10 protein-coding genes are annotated in these 12,988 nt (G+C 61.3%); all 10 read right to left on the bottom strand.

The window, feature by feature from the left end; translation table 11 throughout:
* Window positions 1-12 precede the first annotated feature (12 nt).
* Entirely contained in the window at window positions 13-1,050 is a 1,038-nt protein-coding gene (locus RDK48_RS02595; protein WP_298994154.1) for a radical SAM protein, read from the bottom strand.
* Window positions 1,037-2,107 carry an NAD(P)/FAD-dependent oxidoreductase gene (locus RDK48_RS02600; RefSeq protein WP_298994152.1) on the bottom strand — a complete coding sequence of 357 codons (1,071 nt, stop codon included), beginning with the start codon at window positions 2,105-2,107 and terminating at the stop codon, window positions 1,037-1,039. The genes RDK48_RS02595 and RDK48_RS02600 overlap by 14 nt, the downstream gene beginning before the upstream one ends.
* A 4-nt stretch (window positions 2,108-2,111) precedes the next feature.
* Complete coding sequence (locus tag RDK48_RS02605; protein ID WP_298994150.1) at window positions 2,112-3,692, bottom strand: DUF116 domain-containing protein; 1,581 nt, start codon at window positions 3,690-3,692, stop codon at window positions 2,112-2,114.
* 146 nt (window positions 3,693-3,838) lie between these two features.
* Window positions 3,839-5,107 carry a (Fe-S)-binding protein gene (locus RDK48_RS02610; protein ID WP_298994148.1) on the bottom strand — a complete coding sequence of 423 codons (1,269 nt, stop codon included), beginning with the start codon at window positions 5,105-5,107 and terminating at the stop codon, window positions 3,839-3,841.
* A gap of 3 nt (window positions 5,108-5,110) precedes the next feature.
* The gene (locus tag RDK48_RS02615) at window positions 5,111-5,536 is read right to left on the bottom strand and encodes a glycine cleavage system protein H (protein WP_298994146.1); all 426 of its coding nucleotides are present in this window, start codon (window positions 5,534-5,536) and stop codon (window positions 5,111-5,113) included.
* A 30-nt stretch (window positions 5,537-5,566) separates the two neighbouring features.
* Window positions 5,567-7,597: a cytochrome c3 family protein gene (locus RDK48_RS02620; RefSeq protein ID WP_298994144.1), complete on the bottom strand. Its 2,031-nt coding sequence runs from the start codon at window positions 7,595-7,597 to the stop codon at window positions 5,567-5,569.
* 10 nt (window positions 7,598-7,607) lie between these two features.
* Window positions 7,608-9,197, bottom strand: coding sequence for a lipoyl synthase (gene lipA, locus RDK48_RS02625; protein WP_298994142.1), 1,590 nt, complete (start codon window positions 9,195-9,197; stop codon window positions 7,608-7,610).
* A 106-nt stretch (window positions 9,198-9,303) separates the two neighbouring features.
* On the bottom strand, window positions 9,304-10,668 hold the full coding sequence (lpdA, locus tag RDK48_RS02630) for a dihydrolipoyl dehydrogenase (protein ID WP_298994140.1): 1,365 nt from the start codon (window positions 10,666-10,668) through the stop codon (window positions 9,304-9,306).
* A 67-nt stretch (window positions 10,669-10,735) separates the two neighbouring features.
* Window positions 10,736-12,115: a dihydrolipoamide acetyltransferase family protein gene (locus RDK48_RS02635; RefSeq protein ID WP_298994138.1), complete on the bottom strand. Its 1,380-nt coding sequence runs from the start codon at window positions 12,113-12,115 to the stop codon at window positions 10,736-10,738.
* A 70-nt stretch (window positions 12,116-12,185) separates the two neighbouring features.
* Complete coding sequence (locus RDK48_RS02640; RefSeq protein WP_022660102.1) at window positions 12,186-12,965, bottom strand: acetoin reductase; 780 nt, start codon at window positions 12,963-12,965, stop codon at window positions 12,186-12,188.
* Between the last annotated feature and the right edge of the window lie 23 nt (window positions 12,966-12,988).

The following is a 12,988-nucleotide window of genomic DNA, read 5'->3' on the forward strand; positions in this document are numbered from 1 at the left end:
TGACGGCGGTGGCTACCAACCCTCTGTTCCCGCGCCCAGCAGCACCGAGCAGCATGTTTTGCGAAATTCCGCCTGTAAGCCCATGCGGGCAGCCAGTGCGGCGGCCTCGTGCGAGGGCAGGGCCATACGGTTGATGCCTGCCCGTAGCGAAAGAATTTCCAGCGCGCTTGCATCCCGCCGCGGGCGGGCGCAGCCGAGGCTTATCTGGCTGTGGGGCATAAGCTCGCGCGCGCGGATCACAAGGCCGCACACGCCGCGCGGGTCTGGCTGGCGCACGTTTTCCATGGCTGTGCCAGCAAGGTTCATGTAGGCCACGATCACCAGCAGCTCGGGCGGATGACGCGCCAGAATTTCCAGCGCGTGGTTTTCGCCCGCAAACCGCCCAAAATGCAGCCCTGCCACAATGTGCGGAACCACAGGCAGCTCCGCCGCAGCCAGAGCTTCAAGGCTTTGCTCCAGCAGTTGGGGGCCGTCCGGCAGATGGTAAACGCTGGCATAGGTCTTTTCGCTGCCAATAACGTCAAGCAGCGCCTGATCCACGCCAGCCCTGCGCAGGGCCAGAGCCGCGCGGTCGTCCACCATGCCGCAGTGCACGGAAACGTAGAGCCCGGTTTCCTGCTTTATGGCCGCAATGGTGTCGGTAAAATCCTGCCACGGCACCTGCCCGCGCCCGTTGCAGCCGCCGGAAAGCAACACCCCCTGCGCGCCCTGCGCCACCAGATCGCGGCATTTTTGCAACAAGCGTTGGGGGGAGCTGACGTCAGGCATATTGAGCAGCAGCTTGCCGCCGCAGTGGGCGCATTGCTGGCTGCAGTCGGCCCCGGTGATGGAAAGCGCCGGGTACTGCCCCTGCACGCCGTCACGCACATACATGCCGGGCAGATAGAACAGTATTTTTTTGCCGTGGATTTTCCACGAAAGTTCACGCGCTTCATTAAGCCGCGCACTATCCCACCGCAGTTCAGGGGGGATATCCGCCGACCACGATGAATAGTAGCCGCCGTAAGTGCCGGAGGCGGAAACACCGCCAGATTGTTCAGCTTGCAGCATAGTATTCCCTGAATCCTATCCAGAATCTGTTGATGGCTTTGTCGAGCGCGCCTGTATGCGCCTCCCATAGCAGGCGGCGCTGGTGCGCGTGCGACAGGGCGTCTCCGTAAAAATCGGCCCATTCTTCCTCGTAGCCCAGCAGAAGGCTCAGATCGCCCTCCAGCACAGCCTTGGCGGCCCAGCGGCCAGCCATTTCGCCCCCCACCACAGCCTGAAAAATACCGGCCCCTGTGATGGGATGGGTGTGCCCTGCGGCATCGCCTGCAAGCACAGTGTCGCCATACACGCAAGGACGGGGCGATCCTGCGGGTATCCAGCCGCCTGTGAGGCCCAGCGGCCTGTCGGCCACAAGGCCAAGCCCGGCCATGCCACGCACAAAGCGCCGCAACGCCCAGCGCAGGCCCGGTGTGCCGGGGGTGGAGAGCATGCCAAGGCCCACATTTGCCACATTGCCCTTGGGGAAAACCCAGGCATAGCCAGCGCGGATGCTTTCATCAAAATAGATGTGGGTGTGTTCCAGAGGCTCCAGCAGGGGCAGGCGCACCTGAATGGACGGCAGGCAGTGCGGGCGGGGCAGCCCCAGCCAGCGCGCCACGCGCGAAACAGGGCCGTCAGCCCCAATAACAACCTTGGCCGACACGCCTACAGTGGCGCTGTTCGGCGCGGACAGCAGCACTCTGCCGCCCGCGCCGCCTTCGCGGCCAACAGCGGCGTGACCGGGAAGAATCCTCGCGCCGCTGCTCACGGCGGCGCGGGCAAGGGCCTGATCGAACATCTCCCTGTCGATCACGCAGCCAGGGGCGCTCATATCCTGTATGCAGCGGCCATGCAGAAAGCTGCGCATGCCCGTTGTGCGCTGCACGATGTATTCGTCCCCCACGTTGGCCTGCCCAACAAGCATAGCTGGAATGTATTCCGCGCAGCGTACGGGCCTGCCCACGATACGCCGCCGCTCGGCAACAATTACGGAAGCCCCAGCCAGAGCCGCGGCCCGCGCGGCGCTTGATCCGGCTGGGCCACCGCCCACCACAAGAACATCGCAGTTGAGTACGCGCATGGGGCTACCTCCCGGCATGGCATTGCGCCTGCTGCGCCACACGCAAAATGGAGTGCAGCAGGGGCATGTTCAGGCTTGTCTGGCTGCGGAACTGCCCCTGATGGGCGGCTTCGCTCTGATCCAGCTCGTAGCAGGTGGTGTTTTCTATATCTATGAGAATGCCGGGCAGGCCCATGCGGTCAAAATCTTCCGCATGTTTGATGTAAAAGGGCTGGCAGCAGCAGCCGATGAAGGCGGACACGCCTTGCCCCTTGAGCCTGCCCAGTTCTTCCATGAGATCTTCAAAATTGGTTATGCAGACCGTGCGCAGTTTGCGCTCATGCCCCAGAGCCCAGGCTTCGCCCACGGAACACTCTCCGCAGGCGCGGCAGGCCTTGGTAAAGCGGAGGTCGCAGTCCTTGAGTTTGGCGCAGTAGGGCAGCAGCAGGGCTTGCGGCCCGGCGGCCAGCACCTGATCAAAGTTGCCGTTGGTGGTGAAGATGCGGTTGCAGTGTTCAATGGGGATGCCGTGGCGGGCAATGGCGGCTTTTTCCATGGCCATGCGCAGGGGAATGCAGATGTCTTCCGCGTTCATGTCGGGTATGGCGATATGCCCTTCGTTGAAAAAGTCATGGATGATGCCGCAGAGGTGCTCCGTATTCAGGGGCTGACCGCGCAGGGCAGCCTCAAGGTCAAAGAGGGCGCGTGCGGGAAAAGACAGAAAGTCTCCGGTAATAAACACGTTTTTAAGCACGCGGCGCGGCATGTTGAGCTGCATGGTCACGCGAACAAGGCCGTAGGGCGATTTGCGCGCGCCTTGCACCACCTCTGTTTTTTCATAGGTGGGGCGCACCATGTCTATCCATTCCTGCGACTGAAAATAGGGCAGCCGCTCGGCCAGCAGGTCTTCTTCCTCGGCGGTCAGGCCGCCGGGCACAAGGTTTATGCCCATGTGCCGCTCAAAGGCATCGGCAAGGGCAGCCTTGATATCGGCGCTGGCGGGTACATGCCCAAGCTCCCACGCCAGACAGGTGACACGCTTTTTGACGGAATCAATCTCCTTGGCTTTCAGCTTTTCCACAGGCACGCGCAGGCATTTGAGCATGGTTTCCACGTCAAAATCCACCAGCAGCGTACCCTGAAACAGAAATGCCGCGTCGCAGTCCGTGCCGCCGGTGCCGGAAATCTTGCGGCCAGCCACTTCTATGTCGTTGCGGGGGCGAAATGCCGCGTCAATGCCCATGCCGCGCAGAGCCGTGACGGTTGGCTCGCACAAACGGCGGAACAGATTGGCGTTGGGGATGCCCACGCCAAAAAAGGCCTTGTCGCAAATAAGCTCCCAGCCGATCTGGTTTTCATCAAACAGCAGGCCGCCACCGCCTGTGATGCGGCGGTTGATGTCGATTCCCTGTTCGCGGCAGTAGGAAAGGCGGATTTCTTCCTGAATGGACTGATGAAAACCCACCAGAACCGTTGCCGGATTGAACTGCAAAAAACGCAATGTATCCTGCGAGCGGCCACTGCCGCGAATTTCAAGCAGCACCTCGTCAAGGGCCATGTTTTCCGCCGCTGTAAGCGGCGGCAAATCAAGCAATCGCCACTGCATATGCGCCTCCTGATCGGGTATACACGCCTCTTGCGGTCGGGGTTGTCCTTACCGCGTCTACACCCTGTTTGTGCTGCGTTTTTGTCGCGGCTGCGGCTCATGTTGCACATGTTCTGCCCGCCGGGAATTATGGTCTGCCCTTACCGTCAAGCCTGGGCAGTTAGCGCTTGAGTCGCTTCCGCCGCACTGGTGGCCCTGGCTTTTGCTTCACTGGCGTGCGCCTGGAGCGAGCGGGCCACAAGCTGGCTCATGTCGAGCACTTCTATGTTCACCTTGTTGCGCTTGGCATAGGTGGTCATGGTGCGCACGCACTGCTGACAGTTGGTCACAATGGCCTGCGCCCCGGTGCGTACGGCCTCTTCCACCTTGCGCTTGGACATGGCCGCTGAAAGATCGGGGTCGATCATTTCCAGATTTCCGCCGCCGCCGCAGCACAGACAGTGCCGCCGGTTATGCTCCATTTCCACAAGCTTAAGGCCGGGAATACGCGCCATGACCTCGCGCGGCTCGTCAAACACGCGCCCGCCGCGCCCCAGATCGCAGGGGTCGTGGTAGGTCACTGTCATGGGCAGCTCGCCAAGGGGCAGCCTGTTTTCAAGCACGAGCTGTATGACCATTTCAGAGGCGTGTGACAGCTCGAATTCCGGCGGGTAGGATTCGCGCCAGATCTGGTAGCAGGAGGGGCAGGTAAACACGACCTTGCGCGCGCCCCGCGCCTTCACGGCCTCCACATTATGCTTGATGATGGCGGGCAGGTCGGCGCTCTGGCCTGAACCCACAAGGGGAAAGCCGCAGCACCACTCATCGCCAGCCATGATGGTAAAATCCACGCCTGCGGCATCCAGAATTTCCACAAAGGCCATGGGAATTTTTTGCGCCAGCGGAAAGTACGCACCCACGCAACCCGTAAAATAGACCACATCGGCCTTTGCCTTCTGGCCGCCGCCCTTGGGGGGGGTACGCATGTCGTCCACCCAGTCGCCGCGTTCGTCGTTGTCTTCGGCAAAGACGTTGTGGCTGTCTTCAAGGTTGGTGCGGATCATGCGGATTTTTTCCGGGGCATCGCCCGTGCGCGAAAGTTCTTCGCGCAGGGCGAGCCACAGATTTTTGAGGGGCAGGCCAGCGGGGCATACTTCCTCGCAATCGCCGCAGAGCGAACAGCGGAACACCGAAGTGCCGTATTCCTTGAGGCGCTCCGGCGTGGCCACAGGTTCGCGCCCCAGCACTTCGCCCAAGGCCCGCCAGAAGAAATTGCGGTCGCGCAGGAGCTTTTTCAGGTTGTCCATGCGCACCTGAGCCGAAAGATCCGCATCGCCCGATGCCGCCACCGCCGGACACACTGTCAGGCACTGCCCGCATTCGGTGCAGGCGTCGAGCGCCATGCGCTGTCGTATGCTGAATGCTGTGTGACGCATGATTTAATCCTTTTTGAACTTCTTGATGTCCTCTTGCAGCCATGCTTCAAGAACGTCCTTGCCGCCGTGAATGAGGGTATTGATCTGGCTCATGTCGGCGGGCTTGATCCTGTACATCCAGCCCTTGCCGTAGCAGTCGGCATTGATAAGGGTGGGGTTGGCCTCCAGCTCTTCATTGACCGCGGTAATTTCGCCATCGGCGGGGCTGTAGACGGTGCCAAGCCATTTGCCCGATTCCACCTTGGCAAACTTTTTACCGGCGGTGACGGCCTTGCCCACAAAGGGCAGCTGCACAAACACGATCTGGCCAGCCAGCTTTTCGGCAAAGTCGTCCATGCCGATGACCAGTTCGTCGCTGTCCACGCGGGTCCAGAAGTGGTACTGGTCGTAGTACAGTTCCTCGGGCATGTTGTATCCGGCAATTTCCATGATTTACTCCTTAATGTAATGGGTTAGGCCTTAGTGGCGGCCTCGAATGGTCTGAACAAGCAGGAACAGGGGAGCCGTGAACATGTGCCGCAACTGGCTGAAGGGTATGTAAGCCACTGTCAGCGCGGTCAGTAGCGCATGGACGTACCAGCCCCAGCCGTAGACGCGCGCCAGCGTTGCCTGCCCAAGGGGAGCAAGGCCCAGCGCCAGCACATGCCCGGCAAAGGCATAGCCGCTGCTTTCTGGCATGCCCGTGAGGGCGATACGCATGCCTTCAAGCACAAAGCCCGTAAGCGTGATGCCCAGCAGCAGATACAGCGCAGGCCAGTCGTGGCGCGGCGCGTTTGCAGCAGCGCTCTTTTCGCGCCGCCACAGCACGGCGGCCAGCAACAGGCCCAGCAACAGGGCAAGCCCGCTCAGATCAAAGAGGAAGGCTCCGGCACCCCAGTTTTTGTCCAGCAGCAGCCAGGGCCATTCCTGCGCCGGCGACAGGAGCGAGCCCGTCAGGCCCAGCAGGCCCCAGACAAAGCGGAACAGGAAGGGGAAGAATATGAGCGCATGCACGGCCCAGCGCAGGGGTGACTCCCGGTAGAGCCGCCGTTGCAGGAAGACATCGCAGCACAGGGCCGCCCATCGGTTTTCCGCATTTGCGTGCTGGTGCGGCGCGGGGCAGCCGTGGCTTTGACCCGTTGCGGCATCAGCAGCCTGCGGCTTTTGCGGCGAACCATTGCCCAGATTGGCGCTGGAGAGCCAGAACAGCCCCAGCCCAGCAAATACCAGCACAAATACGCCAAGACCGATCTGACCTGGGGTATCCTGCACACTGAACGTGGCAGCGTGGCACCCCATGCAGAGCACGCTCTTGGGCGGCAGAATGGCATTGGCAGCGCCAACCTTGCCGTTGCCCGCAAATCCTTTTGTGGAGCCGCCTAAATCCGTTCCATTCGTGCCTGTTGCATCTGTAGTGGCACCAACGGCAACGGGACCGGCGCTGTGGCAGCGCACGCAGGAGGCTGTGCCGCTGGCAAGCGACATGGAATGTACGTTGAGCGGCCCGGAATTGATGACATAATCAACCTTGCCGTCCTTAAGCACCGGGGTGACGCCGGAAAGATGGCACGCGCCGCAGCTCACATTGCTGTGGGCATCATGGATTTTCTTTTCGTCATGCCGTGTGTGGCAGGTGAGGCAGTTGACGCGCTCCTGCCTGTTGTGGGGGTAGCGTGCCGCATCTTTGTGGCAGGTGAGGCAGTTCATGTCGCCGTGGGTCATGGATTTCATGCCCTCGGCGGAGATTCTGGGCATGCTCCCGGCAGGCGCGGCAGCGCTTGATTCCGGCCCGTGGCAAGAGAGGCACATCACCGGCCCCTGCGGTTCCTTGTCTTTGTTAAATGTCACAGGCATTGCTGTGGAACCGCCTTGAGGCTTGGCGGCAGAGACGCCAGTGCCAGCGGCTATGCCCTTGCCGGTTCTGAGTCCGTGGCAGGAAAGACATGCGGCCACATCGGGTGCTGGTTTGGGCAGGTCTGTCTGGGCCTTGTGGCACACGCCGCAGGATTGGCTCATGTCGCCCGCAGGGCGCAGACCCTTGGCTCTGGCCTCGGGCGCGAGAACATAGTGCGGGTTGTGACAGGTGACGCAGTTGTTATAGTCCTGCGTTTTCATTACCGGTTTGCCGCCGTGCATCCCTTTTGCCAGATTATCTTCAACTTCGCCGTGGCATTGCAGGCAGGTTTCCCGGTCAAATGCCGTACTGGCGGGCTTGTTGAGTTTGTCTGCCCGTGGGTGCTGGTGATCGGCCTGTTCTGCGTGGCAGTCTGCACACGACATGTTGGCGTGGGCAGAGGCATGAAAGCCAGACTCATCAATAAACCACGTTCTGCCCGGCCTAACCTCGGTGTTCTGCTGGTCACTGGCAGCATGGGCGGGCAAAGCAGCCGCTGACAGCACGATACAGGCCGCTATCATGCAGGCCGCAACAGCATGGGCCGTCAGCGTACGGGCCGCCGGAAACATCGGGGCGGCCATGATTGGGCCGCGTTTGCGCATCCTCAGCTTCATACGTTTCTCCTCAGCACGCTTCGCAAGTATGGGCAGCCAGCGGGGCCGCGTCTGTCAGACTGGTCAGCATGGCCTCCGCGCGGTACGAGCTGCGCACCAGCGGGGAGGAAGCCACGCCCGTAAAGCCCATGGCAAGGGCTGTTGCCTTCCAGTGGTCAAATTCGTCAGGGGCCAGATGCCGCGCCACAGGCACATGCGCACCAGAGGGCGCAAGATATTGGCCAAGGGTCAGAAAGCGGCAGCCGTGCGCCAGCAGATCGGCCAGGGCGAGGCGAATTTCGCCCCATGTTTCGCCAAGGCCCAGCATGATGCCGGATTTTACGCGCAAGCCTTGATCGGCGGCGTAGCGCAGCACTTCCAGTGAAGTTTGATAACTGGCCCCAGGGCGCACCTGAGCAAAAAGCCGCCGCACTGTTTCAAGATTATGATTGAACATATCGGGGCGGGCGTCGCACACCGCATCAAGAGCGTTGCGGTCGCCCTGAAAATCCGGCACCAGCACTTCAACGCTGGTCTGCGGGCTTGTTTGGCGTATGGCCTTGATGGTGCGCACAAAATGATCCGCGCCGCCGTCCGGCAGGTCGTCCCGCGTAACAGACGTTATGACCGCATGGTGCAAGCCCAGCCTGTGCACGGCCTGCGCGACGTTGTCCGGCTCATTGGAATCGAGAGGCGCGGGATTTCCCTTGGCAACGGCGCAGTAGCGGCAGCCTCGGGTGCACCTGTCGCCCATGATGATGAAAGTTGAAGTGCCGCGCGAATAGCATTCGCCCTTGTTGGGGCACTGGGCTTCCTGACACACTGTGTGCAGATTGAGGTCGGCCAGCATGTACTCCACCGGGCGTATCCCGGCATCAGGCCGCAGGGAAACAGTCAGCCAGGCCGGTCGGTTTGCAGCCAGCCCGGTGCGGGGCGCAAAATCAAATTCATGCGCAAAGGCCTGCACAAAACGGCGTGAAACTTCGGCAAAATCAACCTGACTTCCCAGCTCGGCAGCTATGGAGGTAATGCGCTCCGCAGGGTTGCCGCAGGGGGTGATAAGGCGGAACCAGTCCACATCGGTATTCACATTCAGGGCCATGCCGTGAAAGGTCACCCACTTGCGCACTGCCACGCCCACGCTGGCGACTTTGCCGCCGTTTACCCACACGCCGGGGCCGTGAACGCCCAATTGTGGCTCAAGCCCGAAGGAGCGCACCACCGAGGCAATGGCGGCCAGCAGTTTTTCCATATACAGGTGCAGGTCTTTTTGCCGCAGGCGGATAACGGGGTAGGCCACAAGCTGGCCGGGGCCGTGAAAGGTTGCCATGCCGCCGCGTTCCACCCAGTAGAGGCCCACGCCCTGACGCTGCAACTGTTCCTCGGTCACGTGCAGATGGGCCGTTGTGCCGCCGCGCCCCATGGTGATGACGGGGTCGTGCTCAAGCAGCAGAAGGGTATCGTCCACGGCATCGCTGACGCGCGACTCCACGCGGCGCTTCTGAAAGTTCAGGGCTTCGCCGTATTCGATGCGCCCAATATTCAGCACCTCCAGCGGAACAGGCTGGCCGGGCGCGGAACTGGCATCGGTATCTTGCTGGCAAAGGGATAAGGCGGACATGGCTGCTTCCTTGTAATGCAGAACAGATTCGGCTTGTTTACGGCGGGGGGCCGGGGAGGCCTGTACCCCGGGCCCAACGGCACCCCCGCCGGTTCCTTCAATGGCGTCAGCCCCGCTTGGGCAGGTACAGGGCCCACCCGGCGGCATCGCGCGCGGCATCGACAACGGTTTCGCAAAAGGCCGGATGCACGCGGAAGCCCTTGGCGAATTCGCGCACCGTGCATTCAAGCTGCATGGCGAGCACTGCCTCGCCGATCAGCTCGGAAGCGTTGCTGCCCACAATGTGCACGCCCAGAATTTCGCCCGTGTCGGCATCGGCAACCATCTTTACAGCGCCGTCCACTTCGCCGCGCAACATGGCATAGCCGTTGATGGAATATGGAAAACCACCCACCTCGACCTCGTAGCCCTTGCGCTCGGCCTGTTCTTCAGAAAGGCCCACGGAGCCCATTTCCGGGTTGCCCCAGATGGCGCGTGAAACAAGGTGGCAGGGGAATTTTGCGGTCACGCCCATGCTGTTTTCCGCCGCGCAGATGCCCATGGCAGAGGCCGCATGGCTGAGCATCCAGCCGCCTGTGCAGTCGCCAATGGCAAAAATGCTCGGGCAGGCGGTGCGGCACTGCTGGTCAACGGCTATGCCGCCGTCTTCATTGAATTTAACGCCCAGAGTTTCCAGACCCAGATTGGAGGCAACGGGTTTGCGGCCAGATACCAGCACCCTGTCGGCTTCAACGGTCTGTTCCTTGTCGCCGTTTTTGAGGGTGCAGGTTTTGCCCGCAACCTTGACGAGGGTGTGACGGGCAATGATCTGCACGCCGCGCTCGCGCAGGGACTGGGACATGCGCTGGCTGGAATCCTGATCTTCGTCAGGCAGAATGCGCGGGCCGGGCACGGCATAGATGACCTTGCTGCCCAAGATGCTCAACAGGGTAGCCATTTCAACGCCAATATAGGTGGGATCGGTAATAAGCACCGAGGCCGGGGCTTCCGTCATGTCCAGCAGCTGGTCGCTGGTAAAGGCGGCCTGCTCCAGACCGGGAACATCGGGCTTTGCAAGGGTGCTGCCCGTGGCGATGATGATGCTCTTGGCCTCAACCTTTTTGCCCGCCACATCCACAGAAGTGGGCGAGGTCACAACAGCCATGCCGGGGATCACGTCCACGCCGTTGTTGGCGAGCAGCGCTTCCATACCCATGCGGATATCGTTGGAAACACCCTGCTTGCGGGCAAGAACAGCGGTAAAATCCAGCTTGCCCACGGTGAGCTCCAGACCGAATTCGCCAGCCTTGCGCGACTGTTCCAGCAGGGTAGCGGCGCGCAGCCATATCTTGCTGGGAATGCAGCCGCGCATAACGCAGGTGCCGCCCATGTTGCCGCCTTCCACCAAGGCCACCTTGCCCTTGAGCTGCGAAGCGCGAATGGCCGCAGCATAGCCGCCGGGGCCGCCACCTATGACAACTACATCGTACATTGTGTTCTCCTGATCTGTGCTGGTTGCTGTATGGGCGCGGCATTGCCGCAGCCCTGCCGGGAATGCCCTAAAAAAGCAGCAGGGCCGGTTCCGCCAGATATTCCACAAGTGTTTTCAAAAAATCAGCGGCGGGCGCGCCGTCTTCAACGCGGTGGTCAAAGGTGAGGCTCAATCCCATCATGGAGCGGGCCACCACGGCCCCCTCGCGGATAACGGGCTTTTCCACCACGCGGCCCACGCCCAGGATTCCCGTTTCGCCGGGCTTGAGAATGGGCGTGAAGAAATCCACCACGGAATGCGCCATGTTGGTGATGGTGAAGGTGCCGCCGCTCATGTCGTCGGGCGTCAGCTCGCCCTTGCGGGCGCGGCCAGCAAGCAGGCGGGCTTCCCTTGCTATTTCAAGCAGGGGCAGCCTGTCCGCATGGTGCAGCACGGGTACCATCAGGCCCTCGGGCAGGGCCACGGCCACGCCCATGTGCACCTCGCCGTGACGGGTGATGGTTTGCCCGTCAAAGGTGGCGTTCATGCGCGGGTGCTTTTTCAAGGCCTTTGAAACGGCCAGAATGAGCATGTCGTTCATGGAAAGGCGGAAGTCTTTGTTCTTTTTGTTACGGGCCTTGAAGTCATTGATGATGTGCACGCAGGCGGTTACATCCGCTTCGCTCACAAGGGTGAGCTGGGCGGAGTTTTGCAGGCTGCCCAGCATGTTGTCGGCAATGATCTTGCGCATGCCTTCCATGGGAACGGAGCCTGGCTCGCTGCCGCAAACGGCGCTGGAGCAGGTTGACTGAGACGCACCTTGCCCCGCGCTCTGGGCCGCAGCGAACTTTTCGGGGTGCAGAACGCGGTCAACATCTTCACGCACGATCTTGCCGCCTTCGCCAGTGCCTGTGAGGGTGGAGATATCCAGCCCTGCCTTGGCAGCCACGGCAGCGGCAAGGGGCGTGATCCTGATTTTGCCGATAACTTCGTGGCGGGCCTGCACATCGCGTTCAACAATGCGGCCCCCGGGGCCGGAGCCTGCGACGCAGGCAAGGTCAATGCCAAGTTCACGCGCCAGCCGCCGAGCGGCGGGAGACGCTATCCCGCCAGTGCTAGAGGGTTGCACGGCGACTGACGCGTTGGTTTTTGCTGGCTTGGGCGCGCCCGCTTCCGCTGTGGCGGAAGCGGGGGAGTCAGACGCGCCTTCAACCCGGGCGATTGTTTCACCAGGTTCGGCCAGAATGCCAAGCACGGCACCCACGGCCACTTCCTGTTTGGGCTGCACCATAATCTGGAAGAGCACGCCATCGGCTGGGCTTTCCACCTTGTTGGTGATCTTGTCGGTTTCCACTTCAAACAGATCATCGCCCTGCTTGACTGCGGCGCCTTCGGCCACAAACCATTTGGAAACCTTGCCGGTCTTCATGGTCAGACCAAGTTTCGGCATGGCAAGTTCTATGCTCACTGCTGTTCTCCTGCGATGTTGTGTGTTGGGGCGGAAGGCTGCCTTTTTGCCGTCAGCCGGGCCGATGCCGTCAGCGGTAAACCATGCCGCCGTCGATAAGCACGGCCTGTCCGGTCATGTAGTCGGAATCCGGCCCTGCCAGATAGGAAACAAAGGCGGCCACGTCTTCCGGTGTTTCGGGGCGGCCAAGGGCTATGCCTTCGCAGTATTTCTTGTAGGTTTCACCCTTGGGGGCACCTGTGATCTTTGAAAAGCCTTCGTCAATGGCCACCCACATGTCGGTGCCGACCACGCCGGGGCAGTATGCGTTCACGGTGATGCCGCTGGAGGCAAGCTCCCGCGCCGCCGCCTGGGTGAGGCCGCGCACGGCGAATTTGGTGGCGCTGTATGCGCCGATAAGGGCAAAACCGTCATGCCCGGCAATGGAAGAAGCGCTGATGATCTTGCCTTTCTGCTTGCGGGCCATGAATTTTGTGGCTGCTGCCTGAATGCCCCAGAGCACGCCGTTGACGTTGATTCTGAAGATGCGTTCAAGCTCCTCGGGGGTGACGTCCAGCAGGGCCTTGACCTGAGCGATGCCCGCGTTGTTGATCATCACGTCAAAGCCGCCCAGTTCTTTTTCCGCATGGTCCACGGCGGCAAAAACCTGCGCACGGTCGCTTACATCGGCAATAAAGGTGGTGGCTTTGCGGCCAAGGGCGCGCACTTCATCGGCAGTGGCGGCCAGTTTGTCCGCGTTCATGTCCACAAGGCAGATATCCGCGCCGTCCTTGGCCAGGCGCAGAGCTATGCCGCGCCCGATACCCTGGGCGGAGCCAGTAACCAGAACAACTTTGCCGTTAATAGTCATGATCGTATCCTCCGTGTTGCCGC

This window comes from uncultured Desulfovibrio sp. (assembly GCF_902477725.1).
Classification (GTDB): domain Bacteria; phylum Desulfobacterota; class Desulfovibrionia; order Desulfovibrionales; family Desulfovibrionaceae; genus Desulfovibrio.

What these genes read in the sequence shown, in the direction of transcription:
- RDK48_RS02595 (WP_298994154.1), bottom strand. Translation starts at nt 1,050, where the DNA reads ATGCTGCAAGCTGAACAATCTGGCGGTGTTTCCGCCTCCGGCACTTAC.
- RDK48_RS02600 (WP_298994152.1), bottom strand. Translation starts at nt 2,107, where the DNA reads ATGCGCGTACTCAACTGCGATGTTCTTGTGGTGGGCGGTGGCCCAGCC.
- RDK48_RS02605 (WP_298994150.1), bottom strand. Translation starts at nt 3,692, where the DNA reads ATGCAGTGGCGATTGCTTGATTTGCCGCCGCTTACAGCGGCGGAAAAC.
- RDK48_RS02610 (WP_298994148.1), bottom strand. Translation starts at nt 5,107, where the DNA reads ATGCGTCACACAGCATTCAGCATACGACAGCGCATGGCGCTCGACGCC.
- RDK48_RS02615 (WP_298994146.1), bottom strand. Translation starts at nt 5,536, where the DNA reads ATGGAAATTGCCGGATACAACATGCCCGAGGAACTGTACTACGACCAG.
- RDK48_RS02620 (WP_298994144.1), bottom strand. Translation starts at nt 7,597, where the DNA reads ATGAAGCTGAGGATGCGCAAACGCGGCCCAATCATGGCCGCCCCGATG.
- lipA (WP_298994142.1), bottom strand. Translation starts at nt 9,197, where the DNA reads ATGTCCGCCTTATCCCTTTGCCAGCAAGATACCGATGCCAGTTCCGCG.
- lpdA (WP_298994140.1), bottom strand. Translation starts at nt 10,668, where the DNA reads ATGTACGATGTAGTTGTCATAGGTGGCGGCCCCGGCGGCTATGCTGCG.
- RDK48_RS02640 (WP_022660102.1), bottom strand. Translation starts at nt 12,965, where the DNA reads ATGACTATTAACGGCAAAGTTGTTCTGGTTACTGGCTCCGCCCAGGGT.